The organism is Neobacillus dielmonensis, assembly GCF_000612665.1.
Lineage (GTDB): Bacteria > Bacillota > Bacilli > Bacillales > Cytobacillaceae > Neobacillus > Neobacillus dielmonensis.
Window position 1 is genome coordinate 1 of record NZ_HG942057.1, and the last position, 22170, is coordinate 22170.

A 22170-nucleotide genomic window follows, 5' to 3' on the forward strand; every position below is an offset into this window, starting at 1 on the left:
ATGCTGGGCGCACATAAAAAGGCCACAGGATTGTTTTCCTGTGGCCTTCGCGTGTCAGAATACTATGAAAGGTGTTGTTGTACAAATTTATTTACAAGTGAACCGTCTGCCCGACCTTTAACCTTTGGCATGATGGCAGACATCACTTTTCCCATATCCGCTTTTGATGTAGCACCGACTTCAGAAATGGTTTGTTTTACAATTTCAGCGAGTTCGTCCTCGGAAAGCTGCTTTGGCATATACAGCTCTACGATCGCGATCTCAGTACGTAATTTTTCAACCAGATCTTCACGACCCGCTTTATCAAACTCATGGAGGGAGTCTTTGCGTTGTTTTAATTCGCGAGAAAGGACCGTTAACTCATCTTGTTCGGATAGCTCTTTGACGCCAAGCTTAATCGCTTCATTTTGCATAGAAGCCTTAATCATCCGAATCACAGATAATTTGTCTTTTTCCTTATTTTTCATCGCTTGTTTCATGTCATTATTTAAACGCTCGAGAAGACTCATGTGTATTACACCCTCTTAATACTTACGTTTTCTTGCTGCTTCAGACTTTTTCTTACGTTTTACACTTGGTTTTTCGTAGAATTCGCGCTTTCTAGCCTCTTGCAAAGTACCTGTTTTTGATACAGAACGTTTGAAGCGACGAAGAGCATCTTCAAGCGATTCGTTTTTACGAACGACGGTTTTAGACATTCTCTTTCCCTCCCTCCGAAACACAACACACTTACATCAATCCATGTACCATGCAATTATAATATAACCTTGAAACAAGGTCAACTGAATTTCACAGCATGAATATGAAGAAATTAAATTTTATGCATAAAAAACAATATTTGTTATCACAAATTTTAAATTTTCAATGAAATGGCATGTCCCATGTTAACCAGCCATAAAATGAAAAAGGAGGTGCCTTATACATGCTATATGTAGTATTATTTGTACTTTGCATTTTATTATTTATCTTTGGAATGACAATTATCAGATTTGGTTTATTCAATTTGTCCGCTAAGAATTTAAAAACATGGTTGACCAGATTAACTGATACACCGCTAAAAGGAATGCTTACAGGAACCCTTATTACTGCTCTGCTGCAGAGTAGTTCTGCCGTGATGGTCATTACCATTGGATTAATTTCTGCAAGGATTATGACATTTCCGCAATCAATTGGCATTATTCTTGGGACTAATATTGGGACAACTTTTAAAACTGAGTTAATTACCTTTAATATAGATGTTGTTCTTGTACCGTTTGCTATTATTGGGGCTTTGTTAATTCTTGTACCAAAGCAGAAAATTAGAAGCATTGGGATGCTATTGTTGGGTATTGCATCAGTTTTCACTGCGATGAAGGGATTCGAGCTTTTAGCAGGCCCACTCACCTCCATGCCAATTATCCGACAATTTATTATAAGCATCAATGATCATATTCTTCTTAGCCTGATAACGGGTGCAGCTATTACCGCCATCATCCAATCAAGTACAGCCATGACAGGGATAACGATGGGCTTTTTATCGGCTGGTCTACTGCAACTTGAGGCCGGGATAGCCATTGTATTAGGGGCTAATATTGGTACGTGCATTACAGCTGTGATTGCGTCGGTTGGGGGCGGCCGAGAATCAAGACTAGCTGCGTTTGCACACGTATGGCTAAACGTTTTAGGCGTTTTAATGTTTATCCCCCTTATCCCCTACTTGACCGAAAATGCACCATTATTAGCCAGCAGCATCAATGTTCAATTAGCGCATATCAGTGTCATTTTTAACGTTGTTTCCTCGCTGATCGTACTCCCGTTCGCGACAAAGTTTGGTGAAATGATATTGTTCTTGCATGATCGAAAACCGAAGGGAGCTTAGAATTGCCGAAGCTCACAATAATTGATATAAAAAAAGGACCTGCAAGGTCCTTTTTTTAAACAGCTTCTTGATTCTTTCCAATCATTGAATGTTCAAGTACACGGACAAATTGTCCCTGATTGAATGGGTAGCCAGCTTTCGTAATCTTTACTTTAACCAGTTGGCCTATTAAGTCTTCTGACCCTTCAAAGACAACTCTTAAGTAATTATCTGTATAACCTTCAATCAAACCTGAGTTGGGATCTTCACGGAACTTTTCTTCAGGGATGACTTCTAAAACTTCATCCTCAAAGTGAGAAGCATATTCTTTTGCAAGCTGGTCATTTAGTGTGATTAAACGGTGTACCCGTTCGTTTTTCACTTCTTCATCCACTTGGTCTTCCATTCTAGCTGCGGGCGTACCTGTACGCTTCGAGTATGGGAAAACATGCAGTTCAGAGAATTTATGCTCTTTAATGAAATTATAGGTTTCCATAAATTCTTCCTCTGTTTCTCCTGGAAAACCTACAATAACATCGGATGTAACAGCAAGACCTGGCAATACTTCTTTCAAGCGCTCCAGCCGATTAGCAAAGAACTCCATCGTATATTTACGGCGCATCCGTTTCAGGACCGTGTTGGATCCTGATTGGATAGGAATATGAAGATGGCGGACGACAATATTTGAGTTTTTAATTACCTCAATTACTTCATCGGTAATTTGGCTCGCTTCAATAGATGAAATCCTCAAACGTTCGATACCTTTAACCTCTGCTTCCAAGTCACGGAGCAGCATCGCTAGGTTATAATCTTTCATGTCTTCTCCATAGCCGCCTGTATGAATACCGGTCAAAACAATTTCCTTATAACCCGCATCCACCAATTGTTGTGCCTGACGAATGACTTCCTTTGGATCACGTGACCGCATCAATCCACGCGCCCAAGGAATAATACAGAATGTGCAGAAATTGTTGCAGCCTTCCTGTATTTTCAAGGAAGCACGTGTTCTGTCTGTAAATGCTGGAACATCTAGTTCTTCATATACACGGTTTTTCATAATATTGCCTACACCGTTGATCGGCTGGCGTTCCTGCTTATATTGCTCAATATACTCAAGCATTTTAACACGATCTTGTGTACCGACTACAATATCGACACCAGGAATAGCCATAATTTCTGCTGGGGACGTTTGAGCATAACAGCCTGTTACACAAATAACAGCATCAGGGTTTTTTCTGACGGCACGACGAATGACCTGACGACTCTTTTTATCACCAGTGTTTGTTACAGTACAAGTATTAATCACATATACATCAGAAGTGGCTTCAAACTCAACCCGTTCATAGCCCTCCTGTTTAAATAATTGCCAAATGGCCTCAGTTTCATAATGATTGACTTTACATCCAAGTGTATGAAAAGCAACTGTTGGCATAGATGATCACCTCAATAAATCAAAATGATAGGAAACAGCCGCAAGAGAATATAATGGTGCCGTTTCCGTCCTTAAAATGCGCGGTCCAAGCCCGCAAAGTTGAAAACCATAATCCTTTAATGCAAGGACTTCTTGTTCTGCCAAACCACCTTCTGGACCAAAAACCATAAGAAGAGAATCACCTTTCTTCATTTGTTTTAAGGTAGATGAAAAAATGGAGACCTCCCCATTTCTGCTTTCATCCTCAAAGGCGGCTAATTTATAATCAAAATCGTTACTAATAACGAGCAAATCCCGGAAACTCAGCGGCTGGACAATATTAGGCACTTGGCTGCGGTGAGATTGTTCAGCCGCTTCTTTAGCGATTTTTTGCCATCGTTCCAATTTTTTGCCAGCTTTTTTTTCATCCCATTTCACGACTGAACGTGTTGCAGAAAACGGAATAAATTGCTTTGCTCCCAACTCAGTGCCTTTTTGAATAATCCACTCCAGCTTGTCCCCTTTTGGAAGACCGCTTGCAATAGTAACAGAGATTGGAAGCTCTGAATTCCCTTCATTCCATTGTACAACGTCTGCAACGACTGTTTCATCGGTAATTTCTGCAAGCCTGCAAACAGCCTGATTTCCTTCAGGATCAACACAGATGATTTGATCACCAATTTCCATCCGCATCACTTTTACAATATGATGTCGGTCTTCTCCTTTGATATAGAAATGCTGATCGCTTGCTCTGTGGGTAACAAAGTAGCGTTGCACACGAAGCACCCTCTCTAAAAACATTTTACTCTTTATTTTACTAAAAGAGTTGGAGCATTTAAAGATAAATAACGTAAAAAAAGGGGTATATTCTCCCCTTTTTCAACAGATTATACCTTTTTAGCAATTAATGCAACCCAGTCTTCCATGAGAATCGTTTCAATAATTTCAAACCCGGCTTCATTTAACGCCTGTTTTACCTGATCCTTTTTTGGCTGGATAATGCCGGATGCAATAAAGCTGCCTCCCGGTTTAAGCACTCTTGCCGCATCTTCCGTAAATCGAACAATGACCTCTGCTAAAATATTGGCGACAATTAAATCAGCTGAATTTTCTTCAACCCCATCCAAGAGGTTATTTTGTCCAATCCTTACTTTTTCATGGACTTTATTAAGCTTAATGTTTAACCTCGCCTGTGTAACAGCTACTTCATCTAAATCAAACGCCCGGACGTCCTCTGCCCCTAGCATGGCTGCTGCAATGCTCAATACACCAGAACCAGTTCCCACATCAATGACTTTGTCACCAGGCTTAACTGTCCGCTCTAGTGCTTGGATACACATAACAGTTGTTGGATGAGTACCTGTCCCAAATGCCATGCCTGGATCTAACTCAATAATTAATTCATCGCTGCTGACAGGCTCATATATCTCCCAGGTCGGGACGATTGTAAATCGTTCCGAGATTTTTACAGGATGATAGTATTTCTTCCATGCGGTAGCCCACTCTTCTTCATGTACTTCACTGATAGTCACTTTATTCAAGCCAATATCAATGTTGAATAAAATTAAGTTATTAATTGAATCCTTAATGGCTTCAACCGTTTCTCCTAAAAAACTGTTGACCGGCAAATATGCTTTAACAATAACGCCTTCTTCTGGGTAGTCATCAGGATTGAGCTGGTAGATTTCTCCGAATTGATCTTGCCTTTCCTTTGTCAACTCAAACGGATCTTCAATTACAACCCCACTCGCTCCAGCTTCATGCAAGATATTAGAAATAGGTTCGATCGCTTCGTTTGTTGTGTGGATACTTATTTCCGACCACTTCATTCTGCCAACTCCAATCCTTACTCGCCTTTAAAGGCACGTTTAAATTTAGAAAAAAGGGTTTCCTCATGTTCGCCCATCGGAGCTGACCCACTTAATTCAGCAAACTCTTTTAACAGCTGCTTTTGCTTGTCTGATAGCTTCGTCGGCGTGACAATTTGAACGGTCACGTATTGATCGCCAATGCCAAATCCGCGCACATTTGGCACCCCTTTTTCTTTCAATCGGAACTTTTTGCCAGTCTGGGTACCAGCTGGTATTTTTAATTTTACTTTACCATGGAGCGTCGGGACTTCTATCTCATCCCCTAATGCTGCCTGAACAAAAGTAATCGGGGTTTCGCAATATATGTCATCATCCATTCTTTGGAAGAATTCATGTGGGCGGACATGGAATACGATATATAAGTCTCCGGCTGGACCGCCATTGATACCCGCTTCCCCTTTACCAGACATTCTTAGTTGCTGGCCGTCATCAATACCAGCAGGAATTTTCACTTGAATTTTGCTGCGCTTCTTGATTCTTCCGGAACCGCCGCAAGTTGAACACTTTTGTTTAATTTCTTTTCCTGTTCCGTTACAGTTATGGCAAGTTCTTCGATTGACAATTCTGCCAAAAGGAGTATTTTGCTCAACGCTTACTTGCCCTGAACCATTACAATGACGACATGTTTCTGGTTTCGTTCCAGGCTTTGCCCCAGAACCATGACAAGTTGAGCATGTTTCTTCCCTTGGTATTTCAATTTCAGCCTCTTTTCCAAAAGCTGCTTCCTCAAAACTAATCGTCATATTATACTGTAAGTCAGCACCTTGCCTTGGTGCATTTGGGTCTCGTCGTCGCGAGCCGCCACCACCGCCGCCGAAAAATGTGTTAAAAATATCTTCAAAGCCGCCAAAGCCACCAAAATCACTACCTCCGCCAAAACCACCGAACCCTTGGTTAGGATCCGTATGACCAAATTGGTCATAGTGTGCTTTCTTTTGGTCATCACTTAACACTTCATATGCTTCAGCAATTTCCTTAAACTTTTCGGCAGCATCTGGTTCTTTATTAATATCTGGGTGATATTTTTTTGACAGCTTGCGATATGCCTTTTTTATTTCATCCTTAGAAGCGCTCTTGCTGACTCCAAGCACCTCATAGTAATCCCGTTTACTCATGATTACCACTCCCGAATCTGTCACATAAAGATTATTTTAACACCCCAAAGAAGCAGAACGCAATAAAAACAGTTCTATTCAAAGAAAAAGCCAAAGCCTTGTGTGTCTGACTTTGACCTTTTCCTGGTTATGTTAGGTGTAAGTGTTTATTTATCGTCCTTTACTTCTTCAAATTCTGCATCGATGACATCGTCATCTTTTTTAGCAGAACCCTCTGCATCTTGGCCTCCTGCCTGAGCCTGCTGTGCTTGTGCAGCTTGCTCATAAAGCTTAACAGTTAAGGCTTGAACGATTTCTTGCAAAGCATCCTTTTTAGCACGCATTTCATCAAGATCGTTGCTCTCGATTGCTTTTTTCAATGCATCTTTTGCGTCATTTGCTTTTGTTACTTCAGCAGCATCGACTTTACCTTCAAGGTCTTTTAAGGTTTTCTCGGTCGTAAATACTAGCTGATCAGCCTCATTGCGAAGCTCGGCTTCTTCTTTACGTTTCTTATCAGCCTCTGCGTTATCTTCAGCTTCTCTTACCATTTTTTGAATTTCTTCATCTGATAACCCTGTAGATGACTTAATGGTAATTTGCTGCTCTTTGTTTGTGCCAAGGTCTTTTGCCCGAACATTGACAATACCGTTTTTATCAATATCAAAAGTTACTTCGATTTGAGGAATTCCGCGTGGTGCAGGCGGAATGTCGGACAATTGGAAACGTCCTAGCGTTTTATTATCAGCTGCCATTGGACGTTCGCCTTGAAGCACATGGATATCAACAGCAGTTTGGTTATCGGCTGCAGTTGAAAAAACCTGAGATTTAGATGTTGGGATCGTTGTATTTCGATCAATTAACCTCGTAAATACGCCGCCCATGGTTTCAATTCCTAGTGAAAGAGGAGTTACATCAAGCAACACAACATCCTTAACATCACCTGTGATAACACCGCCTTGAATAGCTGCGCCCATGGCAACTACTTCATCTGGGTTAACTCCGCGGTGAGGCTCTTGACCTGTTGCCTTTTTAATCGCTTCTTGTACAGCAGGAATCCGAGTTGAACCACCAACAAGAATGACTTTGTCAATCTCAGAAGCAGATAATCCAGCATCGCTTAATGCTTGGCGGACAGGACCCATTGTCCGTTCAACAAGGTGAGCAGTTAATTCATCAAATTTTGCCCGAGTCATCGTAACATCCAAATGAAGCGGACCTGCAGGGCCTGCAGTAATAAATGGCAAAGAAATTTGAGTGGATGATACACCAGAAAGGTCTTTCTTTGCTTTTTCAGCTGCATCCTTAAGACGCTGTAATGCCATTTTATCTTGGCCAAGGTCAATGCCATTTTCTTTTTTGAATTGCTCTACTAAATAATCGATGATAACTTGGTCAAAGTCATCTCCGCCTAAACGATTATCCCCAGCAGTTGCTTTCACTTCAAATACGCCGTCACCAAGTTCAAGAATGGAGACGTCGAAAGTACCACCGCCAAGGTCGTAAACTAAAATCGTTTGGTCTTGGTCCGTTTTATCCAAACCATAAGCCAGTGCAGCAGCAGTTGGTTCATTAATGATCCGTTCTACCTCAAGACCGGCAATTTTACCTGCATCTTTTGTTGCCTGACGTTCAGCATCATTAAAATAAGCTGGAACAGTAATAACAGCTTTGGTTACTGTCTCGCCTAAATAGTCCTCTGCATAGGATTTTAGGTATTGAAGTATGATAGCGGAAATCTCTTGAGGAGTATATTGTTTTCCTTCAATTTCCTCCTTATGACTGGTACCCATGTGACGCTTAATAGAAATAATTGTATTAGGGTTTGTAATCGCTTGGCGTTTAGCCACTTCTCCAACCTGACGCTCTCCATTTTTAAAGGCAACAACAGATGGAGTCGTGCGATTTCCTTCTGGGTTAGGAATAACCTTTGGTTCGCCGCCTTCTAGTACAGCTACACAAGAGTTAGTTGTCCCAAGGTCAATACCAATTATCTTACTCATGACTTTTCCTCCTTAAAACGTTATGTAAACTAAACTATTGATTTACTTTCACCATCGCAGGTCGAATCACACGATCCTTTAACAGGTAGCCCTTTTGGAACTCTTCTATTACTGTATTGGAACCATAGTTAGGGTCTTCTCCTTGCATGACCGCTTGATGCTGATGTGGATTAAATTCTTTGCCGATAGCTTCAATTGGCTCTACACCTTCTTTTTTCAATGCATCTGTGAGGCTCCGGTAAACCATTTCCATTCCTTGCAAGAGTGACTTTGCTTGATCATTGTCAACTTCAATTTGCAAAGCTCTTTCGAAGTTATCCATGACTGGCAGTAAATCTGTGACTAATTTTTGTGCTCTATATTTTTCGCTCGCCTCCTGATCTAACCTTGTACGGCGGCGGAAATTATCAAAGTCTGCTTGAAGGCGCAAATACCGATTATCAGCTTCGTCTACCTTTTGCTGTAAAGCTTGAATTTGCTCCTGTAATTCTTGGACTGGATTGGCTTCTTTTACTTCTTCTTCAACTTGAACTGATGTATCATCTTCTGTATTCATTTCAGCAGCCTGATCCTCAGTAAGTTCAGTAGTATTATTTAATAAATCCTCTTCCGTGCTGGCAGTCTTTTTGGTCTCTTCCATCAACTTACTCACCTCCCTCAAAGAAAAATCTCATATGATCATAGTAAAATGTCAATAGGGGTGTAGGGATTCACCCCTATTCAATATTGCCAGAGCTATTTATAATGATACAGTTTAGTTAAAGCTGAGCTCAAATCGCTGCTTAGCAGTTTGAGCAAACCGATTACCCGTGAGTACTCCATTCTTGTAGGACCCAGGATGGCAATGGTCCCTAACTTTTCTGATCCCGCAGAATAAGTGGCAGTTATTAAACTGCAATTTTCCATGATACTGTTTTGAATTTCACTACCTATTTTGACATTAATCCCCGTTGAATTACTCCTAATCATATCGGTAATCCATTCTTCATGATCAATGATTGTTAACAGATTTCGAACTTTCGAAATATCATGGAATTCCGGCTGGCTTAACATATTTGTCTTGCCGGCGAAAAATAGTTTCTCCGTATTCGGGATTTTAACGGTTTCCGCAATGGATTGAAGGAACCAATCATAATGAATGATATGCTGCTTAAGAAGTGAAGCCACTTCTTTGTATATTTTATCGTGCAGTTCATCCATTGGAACTCCATTCAATCGTTCATTCAAAATGTTTACGGTCTTTTCCAACTCATTAGAGTCAATAGAAGCCGGCAGAGAAAAGGTTCTGTTTTCTACATGCCCAGTGTCCGTCACGAGGATAGCCACAGCAGTTTCTTTATTCAATGGAACAATCTGTATTCTTTTTAATTTATTCACACTGACAGCCGGTCCCAAGACAATAGACGTATAGTTTGTTAGTTCCGACAACATTTTGGCAGACTTTTGAATAATATTTTCAAATTCAAAAATTTTTCCAGCAAATATGGAGCGGATAATTTTAATATCATGCTGGTCTAAGGCCTGAGGCGAAAGTAAATGGTCAACGTAATAACGATAACCTTTTTCAGATGGAACACGCCCTGAAGAAGTATGAGTCTTCTCAATATAGCCCATTTCTTCTAAGTCGGCCATTTCGTTTCGGATTGTTGCCGAGCTGAAGGAGATTTCCTCCTTTTTCGACAAGCTTCTAGAGCCGACTGGTTGTGCAGATCGAATAAAGTCATCCACTATTACTTGTAGAATTAGTAATTGCCGATCTGTTAACAACATTCATCACCTCTGTTAGCACTCTTTGTTACCGAGTGCTAATTATATTAATAAATTATCAAAAAGGGGTGTTGCTGTCAATCATAAAAGCCTGAGAAAACTAGTGCTTTCCTCACAGCTTTCCCGAAGTATCCACAGTGGGAAATCCTAAATTGCCCCGATAAAGGCTTGAAACACTTCATTTCCTAACAACCGCCCCGTTTTAGTTAAATATATATTATCTTGATTGACTTCTATCCATTGTTTTCTAAGTAAATCCTCTATCTCGTTATGAAATAATCGCATGAGATCCTCTGAAAATTTTTCTTTAAAGCGCGTCATCGAAACGCCCATGGTTTTCCGAAGTCCTAAGAACATTTCCTCTTCCATTTGTTCAATCTTAGAAACCCTATGTTCTTCCAAAACAGGGAGGTTACCACGTTTGACCGCTTCGATGTATTTGTTTACAGGTCCAATATTGGAGCGCCTAAATCCATTCACATAACAATGGGCTCCCGCTCCAAATCCGTAATACTCCTCATTATTCCAATACGTTAAATTGTGACGGCTCTCATAGCCAGGCTTTGAAAAGTTACTAATTTCATATTGATGGTATCCATGTCTTTCCATTTCTTCCATTAACAATTCATACATTTGTGCCTCAATGTCTTCGCCAGGGGTCTGAAGCTTTCCTTTTCTCATCAAATTGTAAAAAACAGTTTTCGGCTCGATAATCAAAGAATAGGCTGAAAAGTGAGGAATCTCTAACGAAAAAGCCGTCTCTAAAGATTCTTTAAAATCAGCTATCGTTTGTGTTGGGAGACTAAACATAAGATCAATGCTGATATTATCGAAGCCAAGTTTTTTGACAGATTCAATTGTTTGAAATACGTCCTTAGCCCGGTGGACCCGTCCAATTTTTTTAAGAAGCTCATCATTAAAGGTTTGAACTCCTAGACTAATACGATTTACACCAGCCTCCTTTAATATTTGCAACTTTTCCTCCGATAAGTCTCCTGGGTTCGCTTCAAACGTAAATTCATAATCTGATTCAACAGGCAAATAATGACGAATCGTTTCACAGAATCGATATAATTGCTGTTCATTTAAAGAAGTTGGTGTACCGCCACCAACAAAAATCGTGTGTAACCTTTCCTGTGGATGGTTCTTTAAGGTCAATATAATTTCCTGCTCAAGTACAGTCAAGTAATCATCCACCGGTTGTCCCTTTAGGAACACCTTATTAAAATCACAATAATGGCAGATATGTTCACAAAATGGGATATGCAAATAGGCTGCTTTTACCATGCTTAACACCTTCTTTTCCTAGTAACAAAAGGAGGCAGGAATTGCCTATTTTAGGCTGTTCCTTACCTCCCCGCTGCGTTTATTTTTTTGTATTATTGTCATCCATTCTTAATACAGCCATAAATGCTTCTTGCGGCACCTCAACAGAGCCGACTTGTTTCATCCGTTTTTTACCCTCTTTTTGCTTTTCTAACAATTTGCGTTTACGGGATATATCTCCTCCGTAACATTTAGCCAATACGTTCTTACGCATCGCTTTAATAGTTGAGCGGGCAACAATTTTCTGACCGATAGCAGCCTGTATAGGCACCTCAAACTGTTGACGCGGGATTAATTCTTTCAGCTTTTCCACAATCACTTTCCCGCGGTCATAAGCAAAGTCTTTATGGACAATGAAACTTAAAGCATCGACCTTTTCAGCATTTAATAAAATGTCCATTTTTACCAGGCTGGATGGTTTGTAGCCAATTAACTCATAATCAAAGGAAGCATATCCTCTGGTGCTTGATTTAAGCTGGTCAAAAAAGTCATAGACAATTTCAGCCAAAGGGATTTCGTAGACAATGCTGACGCGATTTTCCCCTTGATATTGCATATCAATAAAGATTCCTCGTTTGTTCTGGCAAAGCTCCATGATGGCTCCCACATAGTCATTCGGGGCCATCATCGTTGCTTTGACATACGGTTCTTCCACACGGTCTATTTTCACCGGTTCTGGCATATCAGAAGGATTATCGACATGGATTACTGTACCATCCGTCATATAAACCTGATAGATAACACTTGGGGCTGTTGTAATTAAGTCAATCTTAAATTCACGCTCTATACGTTCTTGAATAATTTCCATATGGAGCAATCCTAAAAATCCACACCGGAACCCAAACCCAAGTGCTTGGGAGGTTTCAGGTTCAAATTGCAGGGCAGAATCGTTTAATTGCAGCTTTTCCAATGCTTCACGAAGGTCATTAAACTTTGCTGTATCAATTGGATACATCCCGCAATATACCATTGGATTTAACTTGCGGTAGCCCGGCAGTGGTTCGGTAGCCCCATTTTTTGCATTGGTGATGGTGTCACCTACCCGGGTATCACCGACATTTTTTATAGAAGCAGATAAGAAACCAACATCACCGACAGATAGTTCATCGCGAAGTACTGCTTTAGGTGTAAACACTCCTACCTCATTGACTTCGAATTCTGCTCCAGTAGCCATCATTTTAATTTTATCGCCGACTTTAACCGTTCCTTCCACGACACGGATATAGGCGACAACACCGCGATATGCATCATAAAGAGAATCAAAAATTAAGGCCTTTAGTGGACCTTCTGGGTCACCTGCAGGGGCTGGAACTTTCTCAACTATTTGTTCAAGAATTTCTTCAATACCAATCCCTGCTTTTGCAGAAGCTAGCACAGCTTCTGAGGCATCCAATCCAATGACTTCTTCGATCTCACTACGAACCCGCTCGGGATCGGCACTTGGAAGGTCAATTTTATTAATGACAGGCAAAATCTCCAGGTCATTATCAAGTGCTAGATATACATTCGCCAAGGTTTGTGCCTCAATTCCCTGTGCCGCGTCAACAACTAAAATGGCACCCTCACAGGCAGCAAGACTGCGGGAAACCTCATAAGTAAAATCGACGTGCCCGGGTGTATCAATCAAATGGAAGGTATATTCTTCCCCATCTTTTGCCTTATATTTCAATTCAACTGCGTTTAACTTAATGGTAATGCCGCGTTCTCTTTCAAGGTCCATCGAATCTAGTAACTGGTCCTTCATTTCACGCGAAGACAGTGCATTTGTTTTTTCAAGTATCCGGTCAGCCAAAGTGGATTTACCGTGGTCAATATGGGCGATAATTGAAAAGTTCCTTATTTTCGACTGCCGTTTCTTTCTTTCTTCACTATTCATGTCGTTCACTCCTACTATCTTCACACACGTAAACTATTCTTGATTATATCAGCAGGAAAAACAAGATTCAATGATAAAGAAAACTCGCAGATTCGTGAATGCCGCGGCGAGAACCGCCTTATGCCTGTTCAGCTAACAACAAAAGCGGCTTTGACAGCCGCTTTTAATCTTTCATCAGTCAATTAGTTTGTTGATCAGATTTTCTGAAGCCCCCGTTAAACCGTCAGACAACTTCTTTCCCATGGAGGAAAAGAAGTTGTACGCATTCATTTCTTCGAGCTTTTTCTTTTTTGCCTCAATATCATGACTAGAGATATCATTCCCTAGAAACGTCGCACTAAAATCTTCTTCCGATTCCTTTATGGAAACGGCATTTTGAAAATTAGGGTCATCGTATCCCTTCATTTTATGAATGCCATGGTTAGCTATTTCCATTCCAGTTAATACAGAAATGAACATTAGGGCAATAATCACCAGACTTTTTGCGATAAACATCTTCATCCTTTCCTGCCCCCTTATTAATTGGATGATTGATTTACATTTCCGTTTACACTTTCGGCCTGCCAATAATATTCACTAAATACATCTGCCAAAGCATCAGCCGAGTTATTTAGCTCTTCAAATGTATTATCAACCCCGCCAAATTCAATCAGTATTGCTTTATCTGACAGATTTTGATTGTAAACGCCGTTAAATCCACTTTTATTTTGAATGGTTACTCCCCAGCTTAACCCTTTATATTTGCTTTCCAACAGGTTATGGAGATCCGTTGCCAGCTTGGCATTTTTCTCGTAGTTTGGATTTTTTCCGCCAATAATAAAGGATAGCTTAGCATATGGTTTTCCATTGATGTCGACAGTGGTTTGTTCTTTGCGTTTGGCATCCCGATGAATATCAATTAAATAGCTTAAATCCCGATTAGATGTCATGGCAGCTTGTACAACAGAATTTGATTCCTTATAGGCGCTTGGCATTGTTAAGCCTTTTTTCGTTAAATTGCCCATAATATCAGTTTTATCAACCTCTGTACCAATCCCTTTTTGTTCTAGACTGGCTTTTAAATGGTCTCCGATTTTAGTAACGTTTATTTGTGAATGGTAGGCTAAGTTTGGATCCGTAACGCCTTTTAAGTATGGCAAATAGGATTCACGGTTATGAGAAAAATAAAGATAAACGACTTTCCTGTCCCCTGTAGTCTGTCCAGGTTCTGAAGGAGGGGTCGAGGAGTCCGGATTTTCTATTCCTTCTAAATTTTGCAAGGCTGCTTCTCGCTCTGCCTTCATGATTTCAATTGGCGGAGAGGATTCTACCGGCATATTGGTATAGTTGGTTCCCTCTCCTGCAACTAAAATCTTTCCATCGAATTGATAAAAGCCTGGCAGTTCTCGTCCTAAAAGACTGCGTGGGTCATTTAAATTTATATTGCTTGTTAAACTAAATATAACGTTCGTCCACTTAGGTGCAGTTGCATTCGGTTTGACTGCCAAAAAGTGATGGTTCTCCCAACCTATTAATTGGTAAAGCAGTTCTCCGTTCACTTGTGTTGCAGCTTGATTAACAGATGAAGATGATAACTTATACTGCGGTTTTAACGATGTCATGACACCGCTAATTGAAAAAATCAATAGGATAAATAAAAAAAATGCTGCAGCCAGTTTCAGAACACTAGTCCCCTGCACCATAATAAACGTACCGGATGCCTTTGATTTCATGGTTCCACCCCTAAAAAAAGATTCTAGTAAAACCTATGCCATTACTAGAATTGATAGAACCATTATTCAATTTTTTGGAATGATTTTGAAATAGTAGATTCCAAAATCATCCCCTATACCTTTTATCTAGTATAATATCCTGCATTATCTTGATTGATGGAATTGTGTAAGGAGGAATTCAAGCCATTGGCTATTAGGTTCGCCATATCCTCGATAAAAACATCGACTTCCTTTGGTGTGACCATTAAATTATGACCAAGCGGAGACAATACCTCATAGATTAACTTTCGTTTTTCATCATCAGGCAACGTTCCGATGATTCCCAAAAACGTTTTACGATGCTGCTCCTCAGGCAAGTCTTCATCAGTCAGTACCCGGCGTTCACCGAAACTCAAACCGGCAGGTGCCAGCGCTCTGGATGGACGGTTTCCTTCCCGCATCTCCCGGCCAAAATGTTTGAGGATAAAATCAATCGTATCACTGGTAATCGAAACAGCGTCCACTACGGTCGGAACACCGATTGCGATAACCGGAACACCTAAAGTTTCCTTGCTTAATTCCTTTCGTTTGTTTCCGACACCAGAACCAGGATGGATGCCAGTATCAGAAATTTGAATCGTTGAGTTTACCCGTTCAATCGATCGTGAGGCAAGCGCATCAATCGCAATAACAAAATCCGGCTTTGTTTTTTCAACAATGCCAAATATAATATCGCTCGTCTCTATTCCCGTTAGCCCCATGACTCCCGGTGCTAGTGCACTAACTGGGCGATAGCCATCTTGTACGCTTTCCGGCTGGAGTTGAAACAAGTGCCGTGTGATGAGTAAGTTTTCGCAAACCATTGGGCCAAGGGCATCTGGTGTGACATTCCAATTTCCCAACCCTACGACTAAGCAGGAGTCTGTCTTTTTTACCCCAGAACTCTCTAAGAAATGCGAGAATTCTCGTGCAAAAATTTCTTCCACCTTCTGCTGGGTCTCAGTATTTTGCTCGCGAATCCCCTGAACCTCCATAGTTAAATATCTGCCAGCTTTCTTGCCTATTTGCTCTTCTCCCTGTTTGGTCACTTCTACTAACGATATTTTGATATCGTCTACATCTTTTTCCTTAATAATAACTCCTTCAATTTGCGAAAGATTTTGTCCTTGTTCAACAGATGCCTGTGCCAACACCATTTCACTTGCTTCAATGGCTAAATCTGTTCGGACCGAATATTGACTCAAATCAATGGATTCGTTCATGTTGAATCACCCCTAAAAATTTCCTAACATGTGAAACTATTTCCTATTTTTGCCCTTAAGCGAAAAAAACATGCAGGCGAATATGATGAATTCCATTGCATTCTAGTTCCCTGTTTGATAAAATATCATTTGTTGCGAATATGTTAATGAATGTACAGTCGAGTTCACATAGTCTCGATTCTTTGTAGGAGGTGAAAGTAATGCCTAACATTAAATCTGCTATTAAGCGTGTAAAAACAAGCGAAGCTCGTAATGCTCAAAATACAATGGCGAAATCTGCAATGCGTACTGCAGTTAAAAAAGTAGAAGCTGCTGTTACAGTTAATGATGCTGCTACTGCTAAAGAAGCTTTAGTTTCTGCTGCAAGCAAATTGGACAAAGCTGCTGCAAAAGGCCTTATCCACAAAAATGCGGCTGCTCGTCAAAAAGCCCGCCTAACAAAAAAAGTAAATAGCCTATAATTATAGAGCTCAAACAACAAAAAACGATTCCTCTCTCAGGAATCGTTTCAGACTGTAGGTAAATTCGAAGAAATTTGGATTTGCCGACAGTCTTTTTTTGCTTCTCGGACCTTAGGGCATTTGCGGTGATCCTCCTCGGCGAGTACCGCGCCCGCGGGGTCTCTCCCCTGCTCCTTACTCCCGATGGAGTCTTCGCGCCTTCCGCTCCAATCAACAGGACTAACAACTTAGATGACCTGTATATTACCTTTTTTGTATAATTAAGTATCTACATTTTTGTGAGGTAAATGGCATAAAAATTGATCCCCAAGGGGTCAATTTGAACACAACTTTAGTAAAAAAGGACATTATGAGAAAAAGGCACCCGAATGTGGACATTCGTAATGCCTTTTGTCTTCAATCTAATACGATCCCTTTCTCAGGAATCGTTTTTTTGTTTGCTTTTATTTCTGTAGCTTGAATAATAACATCTCTATTAACAACGATTTGTTGGCTCCCCCAGTTTTCATTTGATAATCCGCCTCCGCCAGCAGTTCCATCAGATTGGCCAATTCCTCATCAGTAAATTTTCCCGCCTGTCCAAGCGCCAATTTTACACGGAACGGGTGTGTTTTTAAGAGCCCCGCTATTTGCTGTTGGCCATAACCTCTTCTTGAAAGTTCCTTCACTTGGTAAATCAGCCTAAATTGACCAGCGAGTAAGGCTAATATTTTAATTGGCTCCTCATTTTGTTTCAACAAATCATAATAGATTCGTAGCGCTTCATCCAGCCTGCGCTGAACCACTTTTTCAATTAAAGTAAAAATATTTTGTTCCAATGACCTGGCTGCTAATTTTTCGACAAGTTCCCGATTAATCTTTGTCTCTTCCCCGGCATATAACGAAAGCTTTTCCACTTCACTGGAAATCATAAACATATTGGTGCCGACCAGTGCCAGTAAATGCTCAATGGCATCAGGCTCAAATACTTTTCCTCGTGCTTTTGCCGTATCTTGCACCCAAGACTTCAGCTCATGTTCTGATAATTTCTTAGCTTCAAGAACTTCTCCCCGTCGTTTTAATTCTTTTGTCAATTTCTTCCGTTCATCTAGTTTTTCGTAGGGCGCGGATATAACCATGACTGTAAACGGTGCAGGTTGACCTAAGTAAGCCTCAAATCTTGCTAAATTATGGTCAATTTTTCCCTTTGATTTCTCAGCAGTTAAAAAAACTGGGTTATGTAAAAAGATAACCTTTCTGTCCCCGAAGAAAGGAAACGTTTCTGCATCCTCGATGGCAAGTTCAATTGGCGTTTCTTCCAAATCATAGGCAGAAAAGTTAAAATCCCGCTCATCTTCAGATAATAATTGATTAAGTATTAATTGCTTGGTTTCATGGATTAAGTAAGCTTCTTTTCCATATAATAAATAAATAGGAGCCAATTCTTCCCGTTTAATACTTTTCCACAGATCTAATATCATTTGTCCAGCGCTCCCCTTCATTTCACTCTTTCTTATCGTAATGAAGCTTGGACAATTTGACAAGTAGTAAAAGGGAATTGACAGCTTTTGTCTATTGAGCGCCAATTCCCGATCTATGTGAACGCCAGTTACAGCAGTGTGATTCTGCCAGTACTGACGGAGTTCATTGGGTAAAGTTATTATAGCCCTAAGCTAAACAAACTATTTTGACAACACTTGACAGGACAGAAAAGCCGGATTAAACAGAAGCTGGATTTTTTTTGATAAATATCTTATACTATATGTGAAATAGGGGGGACAGACTGTGAACGAATTTGAAAAAAATGTGCAAAGCAAACGTAACGACGCAATTGATTCTGGGGTTGGATTCATCGTTTCATTCGGATTTTTTGCCACCATGTTTATTATTGCTACAGTCATCAAGCTAATTGGTTCTTAAATAAAGCTTACATAGTGATACAAAAGAGACTGCCTCTTGTGAGCAGTCTTTTTTATATTGTCTGCTTTATCTTATGGCAAATATAGCGAAAAGGTTCCAGATTGCCGATAAAATTGATAAGTGACTGCCCCCTGCTGGTCAGTTCGGTAAATTGTTGCTCCAGCTTCATTTAATTTATTCAATACCTCTTGATGAGGGTGACCGAAATGATTATGTTCCCCTACTGAAATAAGAGCAATAGCCGGTGAAATTCTTTTAATAAACTCATTTGAGCTTGATGTTTTGCTGCCATGATGGCCTGCTTTCAAAACATCCACCTTGAGATTAGGATATTTTTGGATAATTCTTTGTTCCCCTTCTTGGTCAAGGTCGCCTCCAAAAAACCAATTAAGCCCTCCAACTTGGGCAAAAGTGGCTATCGACCCGCTGTTCCTTTCACCATTAAAATTTTCTTTTGGCCCCAATATCGTGAATGTTGCTGAACCACCTGACCACTGAAATCCCTCTGAGACTCTTATTACAGGGATTTTTCTTTTCTCCGCTTCCTTTATAATGTCTAGTTCTGTTTCAGAGGATTGTGCAACATCGGGTAATAAAATTTCTTTTACATGAAGTTCTTTTATGACAGATAATGCCCCTCCAATGTGGTCCATATCACCGTGCGTCAAAATCAATTTATTAATTGTTGTGATTCCTTTACTTTTTAATAACGGCACCACCACATCCCTGCCAACCTCAAATGGTTTCCGTTTTTGTTTCCAGCTTTCTCCTTCATACATTACCGTGCCACCTGTATCAATGAGATAGTTTCCTTTTCCATGTGGCATATGAATCAACAGGCTGTCCCCCTGCCCCACATCAATCATCGTGACCTCACCGTAAACATTTAACCAATTGTATCCAAATTGGAAAGTAAAAAGAATACAAAACATGCCGATTAAGCGCTGAGTATTGCGCTTCTTTTCCCAGTGAAAAAAAATGAGCATGATTAAGAAAATGTATGCAATCAAGACAACAAGAGGCGGTCTTCCCGGGGTAAATACGGTCAAGGATCCATTCCCTAAATATTGCAGCAAATTGTCCGCAGCGTGAATCAACTGTCGATATAGCTGAATAAACAATTCAGGATTCTTTCCGAAAATGATTTCAATGATCAAAAGCAGGTAACTGAGTGGTAAATAAATGAAGGAAAAAAGAGGAATGTAAATCATATTGGTTATTATTCCTATTAGCGACAATTCAAAAAAGTGATAGAGCAGACAAGGCATTGCGGCCAATTGGGAAACCACCGATACTTTAATCATTTGAGGTACATGTCCGTTATTCTCTTTTAATATTTGATGAGAAGACAAGATGATGGCGAAACTTACGGAAAATGTTAATTGAAATCCTACATCTATAATGATAAACGGTTGGAAGATTAAATAAGCCATAAACGTCAGGCTGATGGCATCTAGAGCGGTGAGTTGGTGTTTGCCTTTGCTTGATAAGAGGACCATACTAATCATCAGCACGGAGCGATTGACCGAAGGAGAGGCACCTGTTAAAACCGCATAGATCGGGAGAACGGTGACAAGAAAATTGGTCATGAACTGTCTAGTTATGCCAACACGAATGCCCATAAAGAACACCATGCCAGTAAGTAAAGAAACATGGAGACCCGAAATTGCCAGCAAGTGAACAAGGCCAGTCTCTTGGTAATTTTCAATTATATTTGGGTCAAACAAATTACGGTCCCCATATATTAAGGCTGATGATAACGCAGCGATTTCATTTGGAAAATGGGTATCAAGATAGCGGATGCCATTGAAACGGAATTGTTTAAGTTTGATAAGTGGATTAGATGTAACCGAGGTACAATTTTGTATAGGGTTTTTATCCAGTTCTATAATCCAATAGATATTTTTGGATGCTAAATACTTTTGATAATCAAAGCTATTTGGATTTTTAGCAATACTTGGTTTTTTCAACGTTCCAGTTGCATAACAGTTCACTTTGTAAAACGACCGGTTTTGCAAGTTTTCTTGTTCTTGCTCGGTTTTAATTTTGTAACGGGCAATTATTTTTTCTTGATAACGAAGATCTTTTGCCTGAATCTGCAAAAGGTCACCGTCGATTAGTGGGTCTTGGGTAAATTCGAGGACAAAAGCGATTGTGGTATCGGGGATAACCGAGTGATTCTTGTTGACGATATGCAAGGCGCTTCCCATAAAAACGAGGCTCGATAGAACAAGGATGAATAACTGTTGTTTTTTCCACCTTTTGTATTTATATAAACAAAAAAGATAAACTCCCATTAACAAGAGAAAAGGAAGAAAGTCCACTATGATACTTAACACGGCTAAAAGTGCAGCAGCTGCAAAATAAAAATAGGTCCCTTTCATTGGTTATCTCCAATATTAAAAAGATAGTTGGCGCCGGCGGACCGGCGCACCTTTGACTTTAGACACTGATACTCCTAAAGTCTATTTCCTGTTCCGTTAATTCCACTTTCTCCACCTTTACTCCAGCCTGCTCAAACAATTCAATGGCATAAGGATGGTTTTTATAATCCATTGCATAATAAACCGTTTTAAGCCCCGCTTGGATAATTGCTTTACAGCATTGCAAACACGGAAAATGGGTCACATAAATTTCTGCATTTTCTGTTGGTACTCCAAACTTAGCACATTGAAGCAAGGCATTCATTTCAGCATGAATGGTCCGCACACAATGATTGTCGATGACATAACAGCCCTTATCGATGCAATGGTCACCGCCGGCAATTGACCCATTATAACCTCCGGCAATTATTCGTTTGTCCCTTACAATGGTAGCTCCCACTGTTAACCGAGTACAAGTGCTTCTTAAAGCAAGTAAATGGCTTTGAGCCATAAAATATTGGTCCCATGAAATCCGAGTCACTGTTGTCACCACTCCCCAAACTATTTTTATTAAAGTGTAATCCGGCTTGTCCCTTAGGTCAATGAAAAGAATTATTGGACGGCAACTAAATCTTTTAACTTTTCATACGTTTTGTCTCCTATCCCGCTAATATTTTTTAAATCCTCCGGGGTTTTAAACGGACCGCTCGTTTCACGATACTCAATAATTGCCGCTGCTTTGGACGGGCCAATCCCTGGAAGATTTTCCAATTCTGTTGCATCGGCCTTGTTTATATTAATCTTACCTTGCTTTTGCCCTTGTCCCGCAGAAACCGTCCCCCCTCCAGAAGCAACAACAGTTGAATCAGTTCCTTGTTCGCCCATTGCTGGAATATAAATAATCATTTCATCCTGGATATGCTGGGCCAAGTTTACTTGACTTTGATCAGCAAGTTCCGTGAACCCACCTGCTCGGCTAATAACATCTATTACCCGATCACCAGCATTAGCAGTATAAACTCCTGGCTGATGGATTTGTCCCTTGATATCAACCATTAGCGGTTCCGATTTCTGGACTGTTTCTTCCTGTACCTTTGCTGTTTCCTCCTGTACCTTTGCTGTTTCCTCCTTTTCCTTAAGTTCAACATTTTGATTGGTCGTGTTTGTGGGGCTCGAGATAAGCTGTTGATTTTCTTGCTGAAAAAAATAATAACCACTGCCTATTGCTATAATGACAAATATAATTGCATAAACTTTATGTTCCATCAGCCAGTCTTTCAATCGAATCCATCCTTTCAAAAGGTATATT

The 22170-nt window shown here is 40.3% G+C and carries 21 protein-coding genes; 3 read left to right on the plus strand and 18 right to left on the minus strand.

Features of this window, described 5'->3' with window-relative positions:
• Positions 1-62: 62 nt before the first annotated feature.
• Both BN2425_RS10130 and rpsU read right to left on the minus strand, forming a co-directional pair.
• Positions 63-509, minus strand: coding sequence for a GatB/YqeY domain-containing protein (locus BN2425_RS10130; protein WP_042458543.1), 447 nt, complete (start codon positions 507-509; stop codon positions 63-65).
• Between the two features lie 15 nt (positions 510-524).
• On the minus strand, positions 525-698 hold the full coding sequence (rpsU, locus tag BN2425_RS10135) for a 30S ribosomal protein S21 (protein ID WP_042458546.1): 174 nt from the start codon (positions 696-698) through the stop codon (positions 525-527).
• Positions 699-922: 224 nt separating this feature from the next.
• On the opposite strand from rpsU, the gene BN2425_RS10140 reads away from it, so the two are divergent.
• Positions 923-1858, plus strand: a complete 936-nt coding sequence (locus tag BN2425_RS10140) for a Na/Pi symporter (protein WP_042458549.1) — start codon at positions 923-925, stop codon at positions 1856-1858.
• A 55-nt stretch (positions 1859-1913) separates the two neighbouring features.
• On the opposite strand, the gene mtaB is transcribed toward BN2425_RS10140, so the two are convergent.
• From mtaB to gpr, 12 genes are all read right to left on the minus strand, one after another.
• Complete coding sequence (mtaB, locus tag BN2425_RS10145) at positions 1914-3269, minus strand: tRNA (N(6)-L-threonylcarbamoyladenosine(37)-C(2))-methylthiotransferase MtaB (RefSeq protein WP_042458552.1); 1356 nt, start codon at positions 3267-3269, stop codon at positions 1914-1916.
• A gap of 6 nt (positions 3270-3275) precedes the next feature.
• Positions 3276-4025 carry a 16S rRNA (uracil(1498)-N(3))-methyltransferase gene (locus BN2425_RS10150; protein WP_042458554.1) on the minus strand — a complete coding sequence of 250 codons (750 nt, stop codon included), beginning with the start codon at positions 4023-4025 and terminating at the stop codon, positions 3276-3278.
• 110 nt (positions 4026-4135) lie between these two features.
• Positions 4136-5077, minus strand: a complete 942-nt coding sequence (gene prmA, locus BN2425_RS10155; RefSeq protein ID WP_042458557.1) for a 50S ribosomal protein L11 methyltransferase — start codon at positions 5075-5077, stop codon at positions 4136-4138.
• Positions 5078-5094: 17 nt separating this feature from the next.
• Positions 5095-6234: a molecular chaperone DnaJ gene (dnaJ, locus tag BN2425_RS10160; protein WP_042458560.1), complete on the minus strand. Its 1140-nt coding sequence runs from the start codon at positions 6232-6234 to the stop codon at positions 5095-5097.
• Between the two features lie 146 nt (positions 6235-6380).
• Positions 6381-8216, minus strand: coding sequence for a molecular chaperone DnaK (dnaK, locus tag BN2425_RS10165; protein ID WP_042458563.1), 1836 nt, complete (start codon positions 8214-8216; stop codon positions 6381-6383).
• 34 nt (positions 8217-8250) lie between these two features.
• The gene (grpE, locus tag BN2425_RS10170) at positions 8251-8856 is read right to left on the minus strand and encodes a nucleotide exchange factor GrpE (RefSeq protein ID WP_042458709.1); all 606 of its coding nucleotides are present in this window, start codon (positions 8854-8856) and stop codon (positions 8251-8253) included.
• A 95-nt stretch (positions 8857-8951) separates the two neighbouring features.
• Entirely contained in the window at positions 8952-9983 is a 1032-nt protein-coding gene (gene hrcA, locus BN2425_RS10175) for a heat-inducible transcriptional repressor HrcA (RefSeq protein WP_042458712.1), read from the minus strand.
• Between the two features lie 147 nt (positions 9984-10130).
• Positions 10131-11270: a radical SAM family heme chaperone HemW gene (gene hemW, locus BN2425_RS10180; RefSeq protein ID WP_042458566.1), complete on the minus strand. Its 1140-nt coding sequence runs from the start codon at positions 11268-11270 to the stop codon at positions 10131-10133.
• Positions 11271-11349: 79 nt separating this feature from the next.
• Positions 11350-13185, minus strand: coding sequence for a translation elongation factor 4 (gene lepA, locus BN2425_RS10185; protein WP_042458570.1), 1836 nt, complete (start codon positions 13183-13185; stop codon positions 11350-11352).
• A 174-nt stretch (positions 13186-13359) separates the two neighbouring features.
• Positions 13360-13686 carry a DUF3679 domain-containing protein gene (locus BN2425_RS10190; protein WP_042458573.1) on the minus strand — a complete coding sequence of 109 codons (327 nt, stop codon included), beginning with the start codon at positions 13684-13686 and terminating at the stop codon, positions 13360-13362.
• Between the two features lie 17 nt (positions 13687-13703).
• On the minus strand, positions 13704-14897 hold the full coding sequence (gene spoIIP / locus BN2425_RS10195) for a stage II sporulation protein P (RefSeq protein ID WP_042458576.1): 1194 nt from the start codon (positions 14895-14897) through the stop codon (positions 13704-13706).
• A gap of 122 nt (positions 14898-15019) precedes the next feature.
• On the minus strand, positions 15020-16138 hold the full coding sequence (gene gpr / locus BN2425_RS10200; protein WP_042458580.1) for a GPR endopeptidase: 1119 nt from the start codon (positions 16136-16138) through the stop codon (positions 15020-15022).
• 200 nt (positions 16139-16338) lie between these two features.
• On the opposite strand from gpr, the gene rpsT reads away from it, so the two are divergent.
• Positions 16339-16599: a 30S ribosomal protein S20 gene (gene rpsT / locus BN2425_RS10205; protein ID WP_042458582.1), complete on the plus strand. Its 261-nt coding sequence runs from the start codon at positions 16339-16341 to the stop codon at positions 16597-16599.
• 443 nt (positions 16600-17042) lie between these two features.
• On the opposite strand, the gene holA is transcribed toward rpsT, so the two are convergent.
• A complete protein-coding gene (holA, locus tag BN2425_RS10210; protein ID WP_042458585.1) occupies positions 17043-18059 on the minus strand; it encodes a DNA polymerase III subunit delta in 1017 nt (338 codons plus the stop codon).
• A 304-nt stretch (positions 18060-18363) separates the two neighbouring features.
• Here holA and BN2425_RS10215 point away from each other — a divergent pair, with 304 nt between their 5' ends.
• On the plus strand, positions 18364-18498 hold the full coding sequence (locus BN2425_RS10215; protein WP_042458588.1) for a YqzM family protein: 135 nt from the start codon (positions 18364-18366) through the stop codon (positions 18496-18498).
• 71 nt (positions 18499-18569) lie between these two features.
• Here BN2425_RS10215 and BN2425_RS10220 read toward each other — a convergent pair whose 3' ends face one another.
• The 3 genes from BN2425_RS10220 to BN2425_RS10230 all read right to left on the minus strand — a co-directional run bounded on the left by BN2425_RS10220 (position 18570) and on the right by BN2425_RS10230 (position 22160).
• The gene (locus BN2425_RS10220; RefSeq protein ID WP_042458591.1) at positions 18570-20882 is read right to left on the minus strand and encodes a DNA internalization-related competence protein ComEC/Rec2; all 2313 of its coding nucleotides are present in this window, start codon (positions 20880-20882) and stop codon (positions 18570-18572) included.
• A 58-nt stretch (positions 20883-20940) separates the two neighbouring features.
• Positions 20941-21402: a ComE operon protein 2 gene (locus BN2425_RS10225; protein WP_042458594.1), complete on the minus strand. Its 462-nt coding sequence runs from the start codon at positions 21400-21402 to the stop codon at positions 20941-20943.
• A 71-nt stretch (positions 21403-21473) separates the two neighbouring features.
• Positions 21474-22160 (minus strand): helix-hairpin-helix domain-containing protein, encoded by a 687-nt coding sequence (locus BN2425_RS10230; RefSeq protein WP_235714604.1) that lies wholly within the window; start codon positions 22158-22160, stop codon positions 21474-21476.
• Between the last annotated feature and the right edge of the window lie 10 nt (positions 22161-22170).